The organism is Sphingorhabdus sp. Alg231-15 (assembly GCF_900149705.1).
GTDB lineage: Bacteria > Pseudomonadota > Alphaproteobacteria > Sphingomonadales > Sphingomonadaceae > Parasphingorhabdus.
In genome coordinates, this window is record NZ_LT703001.1 from 3,200,606 (window position 1) to 3,218,661 (window position 18,056).

An 18,056-nucleotide genomic window follows, 5' to 3' on the forward strand; every position below is an offset into this window, starting at 1 on the left:
CACTTGATCTCGGAGTACCTGCCTCCCATTTACCAAGCAACGCTGAGCGCACAACGTGATGCATGGCAGTGGTCTTCTATTAGATTGCTTTCACCCGGGGTGCGTGATAGGCGCGCGCAGCATTAATGTCCGGCGTTTTGTGGAAGCAATATCGGCGGTCGAGAGGCCTAGAAAACGGGCTGTTTAATTGGGGATATTGAAATGACTTCACTTTTGATCACGGCGCAGGCGGCTTCCGGCGGAGCGGGTGGATTCCTGGTTTCGATCATGCCGCTGATACTAATCTTTGCTGTATTCTATTTTCTGCTGATCCGCCCACAGCAAAAGAAAATGAAAGAGCATCAGGGAAAAATTTCCGCAGTGCAGAAAAATGATGAAGTGGTTACCGGCGGTGGTCTGGTGGGCAAAGCGATGAAAGTCGACGACGAATATGTCGAAGTAGAAATTGCCAAGGGCATCCGTGTCAAAGCGGTTAAGGCTACGTTATCCGATGTGATGCCACGTGGTAGCGGCAAACCGGCCAACGATTGAACCTGTTTAGGGAACGGATTATTATACCATGTTAGATTTCCCGCGCTGGAAGGTCATTTCCATTTCTCTGCTGTTGGCTTTCGGCGTGCTGATGTCGCTTCCCAGCCTGTTTTTTGGCGAAAGCCACAAATATTGGCCAACCTTCCTGCCGGACGAAACGATCAATCTGGGGCTCGATCTTTCGGGTGGCAGTCACATTCTTTTGGAAGCGAACCCGATCGATGTTGCGGAAACTCGTCTCCAGACCATGGAAGAGTCTGTCCGCGCCGAAATGCGCCGTGCCACTCCGCGCATAAATATCGGTGATATTTCACGCAAAGATGGTGTCCTGTCCTTCATGGTACGCGATTCCACGCAAGTAGACGCGGCGCGAGAAGCTTTGTTGCCGCTGACAACCGGCGCTGGTCTTACGGGCCAGCGGGATTGGGATATTGAAGTGCGCGACGATACGCGCTTTGTGGTATCGCCTACCTCGGCTGGTCTGGATAGTGCAGTCGATAACGCGATGGATACAGCGACAGATGTGATCCGGCGCCGGATTGACGAAATGGGGACACGCGAACCGACAATTATTCGTCAGGGCGATACCCGGATCGTGGTCCAGGTTCCGGGCCTTGAAGATCCCGAGGCGCTCAAGGAATTGTTGGGTAAAACCGCCAAACTGGAATTTAAACTCGTTGATTTCGAGGCTGACCCCAATGCTGTTTCCGCTGGGCGTCCACCGGTGGGCAGCCAGATCTTTCCCTACCCTGATAACCCGGCCGGACTGCCGAATATTGCGGTAAAACGTCTGGGAGGAATCTCGGGTGACAAGCTTACAGATGCCGGCCAGGGATTTGATCCGGAAACCAATGCACCAGTGGTCAATATTACGTTTGATACCGAAGGCGGGGCAAAATTCGCGCGCCTGACCCAGAACAATGTTGGTCGCCCCTTTGCGATCATATTGGATGGTGTGGTGTTGTCAGCTCCCAACATCAACGAACCCATTTTAGGTGGTTCCGCTCAGATTTCGGGTAATTTTACGGTGGAGGGTGCCAATCAGCTTTCGATAGCGTTGCGATCCGGTGCACTGCCTGTGGAATTGCAGGTGGTTGAAGAACGAACCGTGGGTCCAGATCTGGGAGCAGATTCCATTCGCAAGGGAATGATAGCTGCGATCATTGGTACCGCGGCAGTGCTGGCGTTCATGGTGGTAACCTACGGCCGCTTCGGCTTTTATGCGAATTTCGCGCTGGCGTTGAACCTGTTTCTCATCCTCGGGGTCATGGCGATATTCAACGCGACACTAACGCTACCTGGTATTGCTGGATTCATTCTGACCGTGGGTTCGGCCGTCGACGCAAATGTGTTGATAAATGAACGCATTCGAGAGGAAAGGCGGCGCGGCAGACGTGTCGTGCAGGCGGTTGAGGTTGGCTACAAAGAAGCTTCTCGAGCGATTTTTGATGCCAATATCACCAACGTCATTGCAGGCTTGCTGTTGTTCATTTTCGGTTCCGGCCCGGTCCGCGGATTTGCGGTTGTTCTGATCATTGGTATCATTACATCGGTGTTCACCGCGGTTGTGGTGACGCGGATGCTGGTGGCGTTGTGGTTGCGACGCACCCGGCCGCAAGAGCTGGTCATATAGGAGGGAATGGTCATGAAACTTCTCAAACTCGTTCCTGACAACACAAATATTGCGTTCCTGAAGTGGCGCAATATTGCAGTTGCTATCAGCATATTGATGATCATTGGCTCGATGGCCCTGGTCGCACAAAGAGGATTGAACTTCGGCGTAGATTTCATCGGCGGTCAGATGATCCGTACGACGTTCACCCAGACCACTGACGCACCTATTTCCGAATTGCGCGAGAAAGTGGGTGCGCTTGGTTATGGAGATCCGACGATTCAGCGATTTGGTCAGCCCAATGAAGTGTCGATCCGGATGAAGTTGCCTACCGGTTCGGATCAGGATCCGGAATTGGCCAATACGATGGCAGACCAGATTACCAGCATGTTGAGAGCTGATTATCCCGATGTTCGCATTGACGGGGTGGATTCGGTTTCTGGCAAGGTATCGGAGGAGCTTTTGTCCAAAGGTGTCTGGTCCTTGGTGGGTGCGATGCTGGCGATTACCCTGTATATCTGGATCCGTTTTGAGTGGCAATTTGGCGCCGGAGCCCTGTTTGCCCTGTTCCATGACGTCTCGCTAACGTTCGGGTTTTTCGCTCTGACCCAGCTTGAATTCAATCTCAATATCGTGGCGGCTTTGCTGACTATTATCGGCTATTCGCTCAATGACACGATTGTGGTTTATGACCGGATCAGGGAAAATCTGAAGAAATATCGCAAGATGGATATCATCGCTTTGCTTGACCTGTCGGTTAACGAAACGCTGGCGCGCACGGTGATGACGAGCCTGACCATGCTGGTGGCATTGGTTGCCTTGATTATCTGGGGCCCGGACGTCATTTTTGGCTTTGCAGCTGCGATGTTCCTTGGTGTTTTTATCGGCACCTATTCCTCTGTTTACATGGCCGCACCGATTTTGATCTGGCTGAAGGTCGGTCCGGACAGCTTTGTGCCACCGGAGACAGCGGGCGGGAAGGCCGAAAAGCTTGGCGGCCCCGAAGAGGTTGGCTGATTGGTGAGCACTGATGGTTGAGCTCCGACGCGATGTCGAATTTGAAGGGCCGATTGTAACGGGCTTTACACCCAATGGCTTCAGAATTGGTGACAGGCGTTTCGATAGTGGCTTGCTGCTGTCGCCGGAACAGGCTTTGTCCTGGGATGCGCCAGCGCGGGATGATCTGGATCTGACAGGCATTTTGGCGGCACTCGATCTGTCGCCGGGTCCGGAATTTTTGCTTTTTGGTAGCGGTACAATGATGGAGCAACCGCCGGCAGTCTTTCGTCGTGCTGCGGAAGCGGCGAACATGGGCATTGAAGTTATGGACAGCCGCGCCGCGGCCCGTGCGTGGGGCGTATTGCGTGCAGAAGAACGCTGGATCATTGGTGCCTTCATGCCGCTTCGCTAGTTAGCGTTGCACAATCTCACCGAATAGATTTACCAATGCGTCACCATTATTTCTCCAGCTGAAATGGCTGACAGTGGAACGCACGTCATCCTGCTCTGGGGGATCTGCTAAAATAGTCTTGATCGCCTCGGTGATCGCAAGACTGTCCTGCTCCACAATCTGCCCGGCAAAATCGTTGCGAACCAGCTCCCGGGCACCGCCTGCTTCGCTGATGATGATAGGTGTTCCGCAGGACAGGGCCTCAACCCAGGCATTGGCGAGCCCTTCGGATTTTGACGGCAGGATCGCAATGTCGGCTGCCGCAACCAAAGCCGGTAACTCGTCATGCGGGACATTGCCGAGGAAGCGCACCTGTTTCTGAACACCCAATTTTTCCGCCAATGTGCGGTATGCTGTTTCTTCCTCTCCGGTGCCCACTAGCAGCAAGGTCGCATCCGGACAGGACAGCATGGCCTCAATCACCAGTGCCTGGTTTTTGCGCTTGATCAGAGCGCCGACACAGATGAACAACGGTCCATGAACATTCAATCCGGCTTTGGCCGTTGATCGTTCCAAGGGTTTGAACTTCTGCTGATCAAGGCCGGTATAATGAACGGCGATCTTTTCGCCATCCATGCCAAGATCGATCATGTCCTGCTTCAGGGCTTGCGATACGGCAAGCAGGCCGGCCGCTTGATCTGCAGCGGCCAAAATCTGCGGGGTGCATTCTGGGTTACTGCCCCACAAATGAATGTCTGCGCCGCGGGCCTTAATCGTGAAAGGTATATTGAGAGCCTTAGACAAGCGCATGGCGGCGGGGCCGTCAGGGTAGAAAAATTCCGTGTCGATCAGATCGAACGGTTTTTGGGCGTGCAACTGCTGAACAAGCGGCAGAATGGCAGCCGCGATGCGGTTTGGATTATTGGCGCCGCCCACTTTCGGTATCACGGTGAAGCGGGGGCGATAGACATTTAGTCCGCGCCACTGCTCATGGACCGGCAGAGCTGACAGTCCGCGATAAGGGCGTAGTCCTCTTAGTGGCCATGGAGGTATGCCGATTGGATTGACAACGGTGACGTCGGTTTCGGCTCTGCCCGCCAATTCGGCTGTTTGCCGCTCGACAAATATCCCAAAATTGGGCGACACCGCATTGGGAAACAATGTCGACAGCGTCAATATGTTGAGTGAACGTGGCATCGGACGGCCTTAGTGCAGAGCCATTAAAGCACTCTTACCAGTCTAACCGCGACCCCGATCCATTCGGGATCCTTGACGACCTGTTGCCGGGCGCCGCTGCCCAGGGGCAATATCTGGATCATGTCACCTTCTCGTCCAATCAGGCGGCCAAATAAAAATCGTCCAGCCGGTCGCGGCACCAATATGTCACGGTTCAGCGCGGCGCTATATTGGTCTGGTGCTCGGCGTGACAGCCAAACATCGTCGCCAGCGCGATAATCACCAATGCTGCTCTTGACGCGCAACGCAACCATATCGGTTTCTATCGTCGGCTGCGCAATGGCTTCGGTTTTCTTCAATGCGTGTGCGCCTTTGTGGTCGAGCATCGCGGCAACCGGCAACTCATCCTGATCGGGTAGGGCGAGCAAAGCTGCACTATCGACATCAAGCGCATCGGCGATCCGGTTCAGCCAGTCGAGCGACAACGTGCGCATACCCGTTTCCAGCCGACCGATAGTCTGTGCCGTCGTTGGTGGATCACAGCGCTTTGCAACGTCATCCAGCGTCAAACCCTTGGTCTTGCGAACCTCTCTTATACGGCTAATCATGTTTTTCTCCAACCTATATGGTTTTTTCTTTCCTACATATTTGCCAAAATGGCAAGAGAGTTTCGAACCAATTGAGACGGAGTTTATTGTGCCTTCAACCAGAATAGATAAATTGAATGATCCTCGCATGTTGGCGGAACGGCCTGTGCCTGAGGATGGCAGAGTTCGCGCCAAGACCAAGGCTCGAAAGCGCAGGATACGCAGCGTGACGGTCAATCTGTCGGAATCGCCACTGGGGTGGCTTCATGCGCGGGGACATTTGACGGATCGTCAGTTCGATGGCGGAGAGAAATTACGGGCAGACTGGGAGCGGGCCAATCTGGCGCCCAATGTCACGATGAGCTGGAACATGGTCCCGCTCACCGGCGGGAGTCGCGCTGCGCCAGAGCGGTTGAACGCGACAGAGGCCCAAATAGCGGCCAGGCAACGGTTTGATAATGCCATCGCCCATCTTGGCAGCGATCTATCCGACATTGCCTGGCGGATCATCTGTGCAGGCGAGGGGGTTCCTGCAGCAGAAAAAAATCTCGGTTGGCCCGCACGTTCTGGAAAGCTGGTGTTAAAAATAGCGCTGGACCGGCTTGCCAATTTTTATCGGTTGCCAGGAGAGGACTAACTTTCCCAATAGTGCAGATGATAGCTGAAACCGGGTTGATTGCCTGTGATGATAGGATAAGGTTGATACCAATTTACTTGTCAGAGAGTATCGCCTTATGAAAACCCGCGCCGCCGTTGCGTTTGAAGCCAAAAAGCCACTGGAAATTGTCGAACTGGATCTGGAAGGGCCGAAGGCTGGTGAAGTGCTGGTCGAGATCATGGCAACCGGGATTTGCCACACAGATGCCTATACGCTCGATGGTCTGGATAGCGAAGGCAAGTTTCCAAGTGTGCTCGGACACGAAGGGGCTGGCATAGTCCGTGAAGTGGGTGCCGGAGTTACGTCGGTGGCTCCAGATGATCACGTGATCCCGCTCTACACACCGGAATGTCGGCAATGCAAATCCTGCCTCAGCGGCAAAACAAATCTTTGCACTGCCATTCGTGCGACGCAGGGACAGGGGCTGATGCCCGATGGGACAAGCCGTATGTCGTACCGGGGTGAGAGCATTTATCATTATATGGGCTGTTCGACTTTCTCTAACTTCATCGTGCTGCCCGAAATAGCTGTGGCGAAAATTCGCACCGATGCTCCGTTTGACAAGAGCTGTTACATCGGTTGCGGCGTAACGACAGGTGTTGGTGCGGTTACCAACACGGCCAAGGTTGAGCCCGGCGCTAATGTTATCGTTTTTGGCCTTGGCGGTATTGGACTGAACGTTATTCAGGGCGCACGGATGGTTGGAGCGGACAAGATTATTGGCGTCGATCTCAATCCCGACAAAGAGGATTGGGGGCGCAAGTTCGGCATGACCCATTTCGTCAATCCTAAGGATGTCAGCGGTGACATGGTCGAGCATCTGGTGGCTCTGACTGACGGCGGTGCCGATTATACTTTTGATTGCACTGGCAATACTGATGTTATGCGAACGGCTTTGGAAGCCTGTCACCGGGGCTGGGGTGAGAGCATCATCATTGGCGTTGCGGAATCAGGTAAGGAAATTGCCACACGGCCTTTTCAACTGGTCACTGGACGCGTCTGGAAAGGTACTGCATTTGGCGGAGCGCGGGGCCGCACGGATGTTCCAAAAATTGTCGACTGGTATGTGAATGGAAAGATCGAAATTGATCCCATGATCACCCACACATTGTCGCTTGAAGAAATCAACAAAGGATTTGATCTGATGCACGCGGGTGAAAGCATCCGCAGCGTCGTGGTTTTCTGAGAAATTAAACAAAGGAGAAGGTTATGTTCAGTCACGTGATGGTTGGGTCTAATGACATTGAAAGGTCTAAGTCATTTTACAACGCAGTGCTAGCGACACTGGGTGCGGGTGAGCCAATGGTGGATATCAAGGAAGATGGCACGACCCGGCTTTTCTATATTCACAACGGTAATATCTTTAGCGTCAGCGAGCCGATTGACGGTCAGTCTGCGTCAGTTGCCAATGGCGCCACAATTGGTTTTGCCTGCTCCTCACCAGAACAGGTGAAAGAGTTTCATGATATCGCGGTCGATAACGGCGCGAAATCAATTGAAGATCCTCCGGGTCCAAGGAACTCGACCATGGGCCAGATGCACTTGTCTTATGTTCGCGACCCCGACGGCCATAAACTGTGCGCCATGTATCGACCAGGATGAGTGTGCTGAAGGCAATTTCCGAAAATAGAGCGTTTGGCGGAGTGCAGGGAGTTTATTCCCATGCCTCTGCCGAAACCAAGACGGATATGACTTTTGCGGTCTTTGTGCCGGAGCACGAGGATGGCGCGAAGTTGGCGGTGCTCTGGTATCTGTCGGGTCTGACCTGCACTCATGCCAATGTGATGGACAAAGGCGAGTATCGTCGGTTGGCGAATGAATTGGGGCTGATGATAATTTGCCCGGATACGTCACCGCGCGGTGAAGCAGTACCGGACGACGATGCTTATGATATGGGGCAGGGCGCCGGTTTTTACGTCGATGCGACAGAGGAGCCCTGGGCAAACAACTTTCGGATGCGCAGCTATATTGAACGGGAGTTGCCTGCTCTAGTGGCGGAAGAGTTTCCGGCTGATATGCAGCGGCAAGCCATATTTGGGCACAGCATGGGCGGCCATGGTGCGCTGACCATAGCCTTGCGGAATCCGGATTGTTTCAAAAGTGTTTCGGCTTTTGCACCGATTGTTTCCCCGCTAAATTGTCCATGGGGACACAAGGCGCTGGGTGGTTATCTTGGTGCCGATCAGACGGCGTGGCGAGACTATGATGCTTGTGCACTAATCGAGGACGGTGCACGGGTTGCTGATATTCTGGTCGATCAAGGCACGACGGATCAGTTTCTCGAAGAACAGCTTAAACCAAATTTGTTAGTGGCAGCGTGTGAGCGGGCCGCTATCCCTCTGACGCTCAATATGCGCGAAGGATATGACCATAGCTATTTCACCATCTCGACATTCATGGACGATCATTTGCGCTGGCATGCAGAGCGGCTCTGATGTGGAGTGATACGCCTGAAATAGCGCAGGTGCGCGAAGCGGTTCGCGCCTTGTGCAGCGATTTTCCAGGTAGCTATTGGCGAGAGAAAGACAGGGAGCGAGCCTATCCCGAAGAATTTGTCGACGCTCTTACCAAGGCCGGTTTTCTCGCTGCGCTGATACCGGAAGAATATGGCGGCAGTGGTCTTGGTTTGTCGGCTGCCGCTGCAATCCTCGAGGAAATCCACAGCAGCGGTTGCAATGCCAGCGCGTGCCATGCGCAGATGTATATTATGGGTACTATATTGCGAGACGGCAGTGACATGCAAAAGCAGCAATATCTGCCCAAAATCGCGACCGGCGAACTGCGTCTGCAAGCCTTTGGCGTGACCGAACCTGGAAGCGGAACCAACACATTGGGCCTCAAAACGACTGCTGTGCGCGATGGCGATGACTATGTGATTAATGGTCAAAAGGTCTGGACCAGCCGCGCGGAATATAGTGATCTGATGGTCTTGCTCGCCCGCACAACGCCTCAGGATCAGGTGCGGAAGCGGACCGACGGCCTGTCCGTATTCATCGTTGATATGCGCGAGGCGGTTGGCAATGGCCTCACGATTAAGCCAATTCGCACGATGATTAATCACAGCACGACGGAGGTTTATTTCGATGACCTACGCGTACCTGCGGAAAATATCATCGGCGAGGAAGGCAAGGGGCTGCGCTATATTCTCAATGGCATGAATGCGGAGCGCGTTTTGATTGCCGCTGAATGTATCGGCGATGCGCGCTGGTTCACCAAAAAGGCATCAAGCTATGCCAGTGAACGGGAGGTGTTTGATCGCCCTATAGGCCAGAACCAAGGTGTTCAGTTCCCGATCGCGCGCAGCTACGCGCAAACCGAAGCGGCAGACCTCATGGTGCGCAAGGCGGCGGCCATGTTTGATGCTGGCGAAGGGATGGCGGCGGAAGCGAACATGGCGAAAATGCTGGCCTCCGAAGCATCATGGGCGGCCGGGGAAGCTTGTATGCAAACTCATGGCGGTTTCGCTTTTGCCGAAGATTATGACATCGAACGCAAGTGGCGCGAGACGAGGCTCTATCAAATTGCACCTATCTCGACGAACCTGATCCTGTCCTATCTAGCAGAGCATGTTCTGGATCTGCCGCGCTCCTATTAGTAATTGTTCCTAGTATAATCGGTTGTATCGGGACTGGCCACAGCGGCGATTTTCCTGTAATTCGCTCTAATCCCGACATTCCTCGGGAAGCTCAAAAGATATGGAGGCCTTGATGAAAACGTTTAGGGTAAAGATTGTAGCTCCGGCTATCGCAACGATAATGTTGCTCAGTGCATGCGGCGACAGTAGCGGATCAGAAGCTACGTCAGAAGCCTCCAGTGAAGTGGCCAGCGCACAGTTACCCAATGGCATGACGATCAAGGAGCAAATTGAAGCGCGTCAGGGTCAGCTCGAAAAAGTGGGGGATGCGTTTAAGGCGATCAGCGACCAACTGAAAGCCGGCAGTCCCGATATCGCGATCATCCAGGAAGCCGCAGCAGCTGTGCCGGAAGCAACGCAAGGGATGGCGGACTGGTGGCCGGAAGGCAGTGGCCCTGAGTCTGGTGTCGATACAGATGCACTGCCTGGAATCTGGGAAAACATGGCAGATTTCCAAGAGAAGGTCGGCAATATGCAGGAAGCCGCTGCCAATCTGAACACCGCGGCACAAGGCGGCGATATGGCGGCCATTGGCGAGGCGTTCAAAACCACGGGCGGCACTTGCAAAGCCTGTCATGACGATTATCGTCTGGACGACTAGCGTGCGATGACTTCCGATGCGGCGCAGACATTGGTCTGGGACTGGACGATCCGCCTGTTTCACTGGCTGATCGTCCTGCTCATCCCGCTTCTGTGGTGGACGGCTGAAGAAGGGATGATGGACTGGCACCGGCGACTGGGTCTGACCATGTTTGGGTTGGTTCTGTTCCGGCTGGTCTGGGGCATTGCAGGCTCATGGACGGCCCGCTTCCTGCCGATGATCCGGCGACTGAGGTCACTTCCTGCCTATGTTAGCAACCTTATCGCGCGTCGCAATCGTCCGTCCTTCGGGCATAGTCCAATTGGTACATTGGCTGTCTTTGCGCTGTTGACGGCGCTTTGTATCCAGGTTGGAACTGGCCTGTTTTCTATCGATGTCGATGGCCTGGAATCCGGGCCTCTGGCTATACTGATCAGCTTCAAGACCGGTCGGGAGATTGCCGATTTCCATGAACTGAACTTCGATATATTGGTGGTATTGATTGCGCTGCACATTATTGCCATCGCCATCTACAGGTTCGTCTTCAAGGACAATCTGATCCGGCCAATGGTGACGGGTCGGCGAGGCGATGTTGAGCCGGTATCGGCTGTTAAGGTCCAGCCCGTTGCCCTCATTGCCAGTTTCGCCGTCGTTGCCGCCAGTCTATACTTGGTGGTGAACGCCGGTTAGCGGCTCAATAGCCTAGCGCCTGCCCGTCTTTTCGCATTTCTGTAGCACCGCGATAGACGCCGGTTTTTGGATCACGGACAATAGCCTGATAGCCGCCGAACATTGCGCCGTTGTCGACACGTTTAACTTTGTGGCCCATCGCCTTGAGCCGCTCAACCGTCGCGTCTGAAATGCCAGGTTCGACATTGAGCGTACCGAGCAAATCGGCACCAGTGCCGGCCAGATCCTGGGTCGGTTGCCGTCCACCATCATGGTTGAGCCGCGCCGCATCGCCTGCCTCCTGAAGGTTCATACCATAGTCCACCATGTTGATCATCACTTGCACATGGCCCTGCGGCTGCATGCCGCCGCCCATCAAACCAAAGGACATATAGGGTTTACCGTCCTTCTTCATGAATGCAGGTATGATTGTCTGGAATGGACGTTTGCCGGGCGCATAGGCGTTGGGATGCCTTGGATCGAGCGAGTAAAGCTCGCCGCGATCCTGAAACATGAAGCCCAGCCCATCAGCGACCAAACCGCTGCCCATGCCGCGATAGTTGGACTGGATCAGCGAGACCATCATGCCGTCCTTGTCGGACACAGTGAGATAGGTTGTATCGCCTTCGCCTTCCAATTTAGGCTCACCGGGACCAAATTCCGGCGATGCTTTGGCCGGATCAATCAGCGCGAAACGTTCCTTGCCATAGGCGTCGCTGAGCAGCCATTCGAGCGGAGCAGGGGACATGTCCGGATCGGCATAGAAACGCGCAACATCTTCGAACGCGAGCCGCTTGGCTTCGGTAATATAATGCAGCACCTCAGCGCTACCGCGCGGATATTGAGCGAGGTCGACATTCTTCAGGATATTAGCCATTTGCAGCGCCGCAAAGCCCTGGCTATTGGGTGGAAGTTCACATAATTCATATCCCTTGCGATAGGTCACGCAGCCCGGTTCTACCCAATTGCTGCTATGCGCAGCAAAATCTTCATAACGGAGATTACCGCCAATCCGTTTGAAATAGGCGTCCATCGTTCTGGCTATCTCGCCCTTGTAAAATACATCGCGGCCACCTTCGCCAATCTTGGTCAAAGTGCTTGCCAGATCGGGATTCTTGAAAATCTCGCCTTCCTTGGGCGCACCATTCGCGAAATAGGTCGCGCGTGCGTTGTCAAACTCCCCGATCATTTCGAGATTTTCTTCAAAGCGCTTGAGATTGCGCCCGAAATAATAGCCGATGACCGGCGCGATCGGATGACCTCCATTGGCATAGTCAATCGTTGGCGCGAGGATATCGGCCATGCTTAGTTTGCCAAATCGCTCATGCATCTCAAACCAGCCATCCACCGTTCCCGGCACAGTAACAGGAAGGGGGCCAAATGGCGGGATGGACTTGCGACCATCAAGCTGTTTTATGAAATCGTTATAGGACGTGCCCATCGGGCTTTTTCCAGACCCGTTCAGGCCATAGAGTTTCTGGGTCTTTGGATCCCAGATAATCGCGAACAGGTCGCCGCCAATGCCATTACCGGTTGGTTCCATAAGGCCAAGAGCCGCATTGGCTGCAATCGCGGCATCGACAGCAGTGCCGCCCTTCTTGAGGATATCAATTGCAATCTGGCTGGCCAATGGATGGGCAGTCGCAGCCATGCCGTTGGCTGCATAAACCGGACTGCGGGCCCAGGCTTCACCCACCGGCCGTCCACCGCCGCCAATTTCCAATTTCGGCTTTGCGACAGCTTCTTCTCTCTCTTGCGCAGAGGCAGGTGTGATGAAGAGCATCGAAGCGAGCAAGGCTGGGAAGATGGTTTTATTCATAGGATAATCCCTTGGGCTGGCGCTCTGCGTCCCCTGCAGCGCGGCGGATGAGGCTGTACTCTACTCACTCTGCGTGAGGCATCAACAGATTTCGGTCGTTCCGTGGCAAGTTATGATCAAGATAGCGCAACAATCACAAAGCTTGACTTCATGGCTTTCATCTCTATGTTGCATTGCAGCAAAGGCAGCTAGCTGTCTGGCGAACGTTCTGCGTGAGAGGTGAAAGTACATCTCGAACATCGCCTCATTGCTCTTTTATTCTCCGGCAGCCTGATCACGCGGGTCGTCTTAACCGACGGCGGACGCGCGCATAGCAATGATGCTGTGCCGTAACACTCGCTGCTATTTTTAAGGTATTATTTTTGACTTTATTTTCTGATTTCGCTCTGGCGAAACCTATTCAAACGCGTGTGGCCGAGGGCGGCTACACCAAACCATCGCCGATTCAACAGCAGGCCATTCCGCCGGCATTGGAAGGCAAGGATATTCTTGGCATCGCGCAAACGGGTACTGGCAAGACCGCCGCCTTTTCGCTGCCTTCGATCCATCATCTGCTGAACAACAAACGCAAGCCCGGCCGCAATGAATGCCGGATGCTGGTGCTCGCCCCAACACGGGAACTGGCGCGCCAGATTGCCGACAGCATGACCGGCTATTCCAAAGGCCTTGGGATGTATGTGACATCCGCTTTTGGTGGTGTCCCGATCAACAGACAAAAACGCATTTTGCAGCGCGGCGTGGACGTACTCGTTGCGACTCCCGGACGTTTGCTTGATCTGGTTGATCAGCGCTGCCTCGACCTTAGCAAGGTCGAGATACTGGTGCTTGATGAGGCGGACCAGATGCTCGACCTCGGCTTTATCGTGCCGCTGAAAAAGATTGTGCCGATGCTGCCTAAAAAGCGCCAGAGCCTGTTCTTCTCAGCTACAATGCCTAAGACTATTTCGGAACTGGCTGACCGGTTCCTGACCAATCCGATTCAAGTTTCGGTCGCACCGCAATCCACGACGGCGGAGCGCGTCGATCAACGGGTTACCTATATAAATCAAGAAGATAAGCAGCGTCTGTTAAAAGACTTTGTGAACCAGGAAAACCCGGATCACATGCTCGTCTTTACGCAGACCAAACATGGTGCGGACAAGGTTGTGAAAAACCTGAATGCGGTCGGCATCCACAGCGCTGCCATTCATGGCAACAAAAGCCAGCCACAGCGTGAGCGCGCGCTTGGCGATTTCCGCAAGGGCAAGATCAATATCCTGGTTGCTACCGATATCGCCGCACGCGGTATTGATGTCGATGGTGTCAGCCACGTGATCAACTTTGATATGCCCAATGTACCCGAACAATATGTCCACCGCATCGGCCGGACAGCGCGGGCCGGAGCTTCTGGTATTTCTTACTCGATGGTGGCTCCAGACGAACGCCAGTTCTTGCGGGATGTGGTCAAACTTACCGGCGTGAAGCCTGATGTGATCGCTCTGCCAGAAGGCTATGACGAACCGGCGCGCGAAGAAGTGGCGCCGCGTATCTATGGTCAGAAGCCTAAAAAATATGGTGCAAAGCCGACACGCGGTGGTCCACCGAAAAACAAGCATAGTTCGCGTAAAGGACGCCCCGGCGGCGGCCCGAAAAAGGGCGGCCCCAAGCATTGGAATAACGGCGCGAAATCATTCAAACGCCGGCAGGCACGCAAAGCTGACGCCTAGTCGCTACGCAATGCTCTGGAATCTGACAGATGGGATATTTCCTCATCTGTCAGGCCGAGCCAGTCTTTGAGCGCGGCGACATTATGCTCGCCGCGTTTGGCAGTTTTGGCGCTGCTGTCGATACCGCTTTTCGATTTTGAAAAACGATAGGGCGACTGGACAGTCCTCCGAGCATTGCCTTCGTCATCAGTGACATCGACAATGGTGCCAAGATGGTCGATGCTGGGTTGATCATAGACATCCGGGCCAAAGGGATGCACTTCGCCCCAGGCCAGATTGAGCCGATCGAGCGTGGCGGTCAGCGCACCAAAGCTGTCATGGGACTGGATATGCTGTTCCATCGCTTCGCGCCGCAACCGCACCTTGGTCGGGATGTCTGCGCCTTCCGGTGTTGGGTCTTCAAGGCCATCTTTGGTTGAGAACATCAGCCAGAGCCATTTCATATCGCCTACAATCAAGATCTGACGATCTTCTGGGGCTTCCCAGACCAGCGTCTCGGGCGGTTTCGGCCAGATGTCATCAAGCGCGAAATGGGCATAGTCATCGGCGGAATGCAGAACGTTGAGCATCGCCAGGTCGATATGCTGCCCTTCGCCAGTCTGATCGAGTGTGCGTAAAGCCGAAAGGATCGCGATGATCCCGTGCAAAGAGCTGTAGCTGTCTGCCATGGCAAATTGGATATCGGTAGGATGCCCGCCGCTCATCTGGGCCTGTCGGGCAATTAAACCGGTCTCGGCATGAAGGACAGGCGCATAGGCAGCTTTTTCCCGCTCCGGTCCGTTCTGACCATAGCCGGATATGGACAGCATCACGAGGCGTGGATTGACCTTCGACAGATCCTCCCAGCCGACGCCAAATTTATCCATGATGCCCGGACGGAAATTCTCTACGACGATATCGGCCTCTGCGGCCAGTTTACGAACAAGTTCCGACGCGCCCTCCGCTTTCAGATCGAGACAGATGTTCTGCTTACCGATATTCAGTTGCAGATAATTGCCGCTGACGCCGCTCTCTCGCTTAGCGAGTTTTCGGGTGACGTCACCTTCCGGCGGTTCAACCTTCAATACATCTGCACCGAGATCGGACAGCATTCGAGTGGCATAGGGACCCGCGACCACGCGTGAGAAATCCAGGACCTTGAGCCCTGTTAAAGGGAAATCTGACATATCCGCCCGACTTTAGAGTTTCATCTGCTGCTTCATGGTTTTTTCAGTGGCATCACCATAAGGCGGCAAGAAGCCCGCAATTTTTGCGATATTCACTTTTGGTTGGCGATAGACAGCCTTGGCGTGGCTGAATTCCTTGAAGCCATCCGGACCAGTATAAGCGCCCATGCCGGAAGGGCCAACGCCGCCAAAAGGTAGGTCATGTTGGGCAATGTGGAAAATCACATCATTAACCGTTACGCCACCGGAAATGGTGCGATCCAGCACCTTGCGCTTGTCAGACTCCGTTTCCCCGAAATAATACAACCCCAGCGGACGATCATGGTCGTTCACATAGTCGACAACCTCATCCAGGTTGCGATAGGTTTTAACCGGCAGTACCGGGCCAAAAATCTCCTCCTGCATGACACGCATGTCTTCATTGACATTTTGCAGCACCGTGAGAGGCATCTTGTTGCTGTTGGTGTTCGAGAAGTCCTCGTCACCTGGGTTGACCACAGTCTGTTTTGCCCCCTTGGCAACCGCATCATCAATCAGACCCTGCAGGCGTTCCTTGTGCCGGCCGTTGATTACTGACGTATAATCGTCATTCGCAATCATCGTCGGATATTGCTCTGCAACATTATTGGCGATCCCATCGACTACGGCCTGTTCCTTGTCCTGCGGCACCATCAGATAATCCGGCGCGAGACAGATTTGTCCGGCATTCATCATCTTGCCCATGGCAATGCGTTGGGTCGCTTTCTGTACATCTGCATCGGGGCCGACAATAGTCGGTGACTTGCCGCCAAGTTCCAACGTAACGGGCGTCAGGTTCTGTGCCGCGGCGGCCATGACATGCTTGGCAATCCCACCACCGCCGGTGAAGATCAGGTGGTCCCACGGAATTTCGGAAAACGCCTTGCCGGTTTCCGGGCCACCTGTGATGACGACCATCTCTTCCGGAGCGAAATATTCGGAGACAAGCTTTTTCACCAGCTCTCCGGTTTCCGGACAGAATTCGGAAAATTTGATTATCACTCGGTTGCCCGCGCCGAAAGCGCCAATCGCGGGATCAAAGGCGAGGTTGATCGGGAAGTTCCAGGGGGAAATCACTCCGACAACACCCTTGGGCTGATATTCCACCGCGCCGCTGGCACCAAGCAAGCCAAGCGGAAAATCCGCCTTGCGCTTCTCCGGGCGCATCCATTTACGCAGATGTTTCTTATGATCCTTGGCATGACCGACCACCGACATCAGGTCGGTCATCACTGTCTGAACTGAGCTGCGATGCCCAAAGTCATTGGAGACGGCCTCGCATAGTGCATCTTTGTTTTCGATGACCAACTGCGCAGTCCGGTTGATCCGATCCATGCGGGTTTCATAGCTCACAGGCAATTGTGCATGAAAGGCATCACGCTGCGCCTGAAACGCGGCCATGATCTCTTCTTTGCTGACTTCGCCAGCCGCTGCTTCCAATGCTTCCATCATTCTTCTCCTGCAAGGCGCCTTTAGCACGCCGATTATCTTTGGTTTCAATTGACCACTTAAACCATTTTTTTGCAGTTTGTCGAGGCAGAACGGCTTATAGCGAAGCGGTCTCGATAGCCTCAGCCATAGCTATTGTCTGATTTGCTTGTTCCAGATGCAACAGCTCGGTCATTTTGCCGTTCACGGTAATAACGCCTTTGCCCGCATTGGCGGGGTCCCGAAACGCGGCAATGATCGCCTGCGCCTCTTCGATCTTTTCAGCATCAGGCGCGAACGTGCGGTTTGCGATCTCGATCTGAGAGGGATGGATCAGCGTTTTTCCATCGAAACCAAATGCCTTGGCCTGGCGGCATTCCTGCTCAAAACCTTCCGGATCTTTGAAGTCATTATAAACACTGTCCAGAATATTCACTCCAAAGGCACGGCCAGCCATGATTGTTTGGGCGATCGCAGGCGTAAACAGCTCGCGATCCTGCTCGGCATGCATTTCCTTGGCCAAATCATTGAAACCCATAATGAAACTTGTCAGACGGGTTGTTGCAGCTGTCTTGGCGATATCGGCAATGTTCAGCACCGCAATTGGCATTTCAATCATCGCCCATAGTTGTAAATCACCGTTCGCATTCTCACCATCAATCATGTCGGATATCTCAACAATATCCTTGGCGCTGCGCACTTTGGGAACCAATATGGCGTTTGCCTTGCTTGCACGGACAGCCTTTATGTCATCGGCAAACCATGGCGTATCCATCGCATTGACGCGCACAACCATTTCACGTTTTCCATAGCCACCGTCCGCCAGCGCGTTGCAAGCGGCATCGCGGGCATCCACCTTCGCGTCTGGCGAAACGGCGTCTTCCAAATCGAGAATGATCGTATCGGCTGCCAGTGTTTTTGCTTTTTCTAAGGCACGCGCGTTGGATGCCGGCATATACAAGCAAGAACGGCGCGGACGAAAGTTGGTGTCAGTCATGACGCATTTCCTATCACCTCGACTGCCCCCGGAAAAGTATCAAATCCGGTATGTCTATACGATTTGTTAACCATAGGCTTTTAGG

General features: G+C 53.9%; 18 protein-coding genes. 12 read left to right on the plus strand and 6 right to left on the minus strand.

Features of this window, described 5'->3' with window-relative positions; translation table 11 throughout:
• The first annotated feature begins 201 nt into the window (after nucleotides 1-201).
• Genes yajC through DG177_RS15610 form a run of 4 tightly spaced genes read left to right on the plus strand, consistent with a single transcriptional unit; the run spans nucleotide 202 to nucleotide 3,554 of the window.
• Nucleotides 202-531 (plus strand): preprotein translocase subunit YajC, encoded by a 330-nt coding sequence (gene yajC, locus DG177_RS15595; RefSeq protein WP_108812331.1) that lies wholly within the window; start codon nucleotides 202-204, stop codon nucleotides 529-531.
• 28 nt (nucleotides 532-559) lie between these two features.
• The gene (gene secD, locus DG177_RS15600) at nucleotides 560-2,164 is read left to right on the plus strand and encodes a protein translocase subunit SecD (RefSeq protein ID WP_108812332.1); all 1,605 of its coding nucleotides are present in this window, start codon (nucleotides 560-562) and stop codon (nucleotides 2,162-2,164) included.
• A 12-nt stretch (nucleotides 2,165-2,176) separates the two neighbouring features.
• On the plus strand, nucleotides 2,177-3,160 hold the full coding sequence (gene secF / locus DG177_RS15605; protein ID WP_108812333.1) for a protein translocase subunit SecF: 984 nt from the start codon (nucleotides 2,177-2,179) through the stop codon (nucleotides 3,158-3,160).
• Nucleotides 3,161-3,173: 13 nt separating this feature from the next.
• Nucleotides 3,174-3,554, plus strand: a complete 381-nt coding sequence (locus tag DG177_RS15610; protein WP_108812334.1) for an MTH938/NDUFAF3 family protein — start codon at nucleotides 3,174-3,176, stop codon at nucleotides 3,552-3,554.
• Here DG177_RS15610 and DG177_RS15615 read toward each other — a convergent pair whose 3' ends face one another.
• Both DG177_RS15615 and DG177_RS15620 read right to left on the minus strand, forming a co-directional pair.
• Entirely contained in the window at nucleotides 3,555-4,730 is a 1,176-nt protein-coding gene (locus DG177_RS15615) for a glycosyltransferase (protein ID WP_108812335.1), read from the minus strand.
• A 23-nt stretch (nucleotides 4,731-4,753) separates the two neighbouring features.
• Entirely contained in the window at nucleotides 4,754-5,317 is a 564-nt protein-coding gene (locus DG177_RS15620; RefSeq protein WP_108812336.1) for a helix-turn-helix domain-containing protein, read from the minus strand.
• Between the two features lie 127 nt (nucleotides 5,318-5,444).
• On the opposite strand from DG177_RS15620, the gene DG177_RS15625 reads away from it, so the two are divergent.
• From DG177_RS15625 to DG177_RS15655, 7 genes are all read left to right on the plus strand, one after another.
• Entirely contained in the window at nucleotides 5,445-5,933 is a 489-nt protein-coding gene (locus tag DG177_RS15625; RefSeq protein WP_108813011.1) for a DUF6456 domain-containing protein, read from the plus strand.
• Nucleotides 5,934-6,030: 97 nt separating this feature from the next.
• Nucleotides 6,031-7,140, plus strand: a complete 1,110-nt coding sequence (locus tag DG177_RS15630) for an S-(hydroxymethyl)glutathione dehydrogenase/class III alcohol dehydrogenase (protein ID WP_108812337.1) — start codon at nucleotides 6,031-6,033, stop codon at nucleotides 7,138-7,140.
• Between the two features lie 23 nt (nucleotides 7,141-7,163).
• Complete coding sequence (locus DG177_RS15635; RefSeq protein ID WP_108812338.1) at nucleotides 7,164-7,556, plus strand: VOC family protein; 393 nt, start codon at nucleotides 7,164-7,166, stop codon at nucleotides 7,554-7,556.
• Nucleotides 7,557-7,558: 2 nt separating this feature from the next.
• Entirely contained in the window at nucleotides 7,559-8,389 is an 831-nt protein-coding gene (gene fghA / locus DG177_RS15640; RefSeq protein ID WP_443216423.1) for an S-formylglutathione hydrolase, read from the plus strand.
• Nucleotides 8,389-9,549: an acyl-CoA dehydrogenase family protein gene (locus DG177_RS15645; protein WP_108812340.1), complete on the plus strand. Its 1,161-nt coding sequence runs from the start codon at nucleotides 8,389-8,391 to the stop codon at nucleotides 9,547-9,549. Before fghA ends, DG177_RS15645 begins: the two co-directional genes overlap by 1 nt.
• A 112-nt stretch (nucleotides 9,550-9,661) precedes the next feature.
• Nucleotides 9,662-10,189, plus strand: coding sequence for a c-type cytochrome (locus DG177_RS15650; RefSeq protein WP_337658931.1), 528 nt, complete (start codon nucleotides 9,662-9,664; stop codon nucleotides 10,187-10,189).
• A 6-nt stretch (nucleotides 10,190-10,195) separates the two neighbouring features.
• The gene (locus tag DG177_RS15655) at nucleotides 10,196-10,858 is read left to right on the plus strand and encodes a cytochrome b/b6 domain-containing protein (RefSeq protein WP_108812341.1); all 663 of its coding nucleotides are present in this window, start codon (nucleotides 10,196-10,198) and stop codon (nucleotides 10,856-10,858) included.
• 4 nt (nucleotides 10,859-10,862) lie between these two features.
• On the opposite strand, the gene ggt is transcribed toward DG177_RS15655, so the two are convergent.
• A complete protein-coding gene (gene ggt / locus DG177_RS15660) occupies nucleotides 10,863-12,656 on the minus strand; it encodes a gamma-glutamyltransferase (RefSeq protein ID WP_337658932.1) in 1,794 nt (597 codons plus the stop codon).
• A gap of 362 nt (nucleotides 12,657-13,018) precedes the next feature.
• Between ggt and DG177_RS15665 the strand changes: the two genes are divergently transcribed.
• Complete coding sequence (locus DG177_RS15665; RefSeq protein ID WP_108812342.1) at nucleotides 13,019-14,362, plus strand: DEAD/DEAH box helicase; 1,344 nt, start codon at nucleotides 13,019-13,021, stop codon at nucleotides 14,360-14,362.
• Here the strand turns inward: DG177_RS15665 and DG177_RS15670 are convergent.
• The 3 genes from DG177_RS15670 to DG177_RS15680 form a co-directional block, all read right to left on the minus strand.
• A complete protein-coding gene (locus DG177_RS15670; protein WP_108812343.1) occupies nucleotides 14,359-15,528 on the minus strand; it encodes a CoA transferase in 1,170 nt (389 codons plus the stop codon). The two genes, DG177_RS15665 and DG177_RS15670, sit on opposite strands and share 4 nt — an antisense overlap.
• Nucleotides 15,529-15,540: 12 nt before the next feature.
• Nucleotides 15,541-16,998: a coniferyl aldehyde dehydrogenase gene (locus tag DG177_RS15675; protein ID WP_337658933.1), complete on the minus strand. Its 1,458-nt coding sequence runs from the start codon at nucleotides 16,996-16,998 to the stop codon at nucleotides 15,541-15,543.
• Nucleotides 16,999-17,092: 94 nt separating this feature from the next.
• On the minus strand, nucleotides 17,093-17,971 hold the full coding sequence (locus tag DG177_RS15680) for an aldolase/citrate lyase family protein (protein ID WP_108812345.1): 879 nt from the start codon (nucleotides 17,969-17,971) through the stop codon (nucleotides 17,093-17,095).
• Between the last annotated feature and the right edge of the window lie 85 nt (nucleotides 17,972-18,056).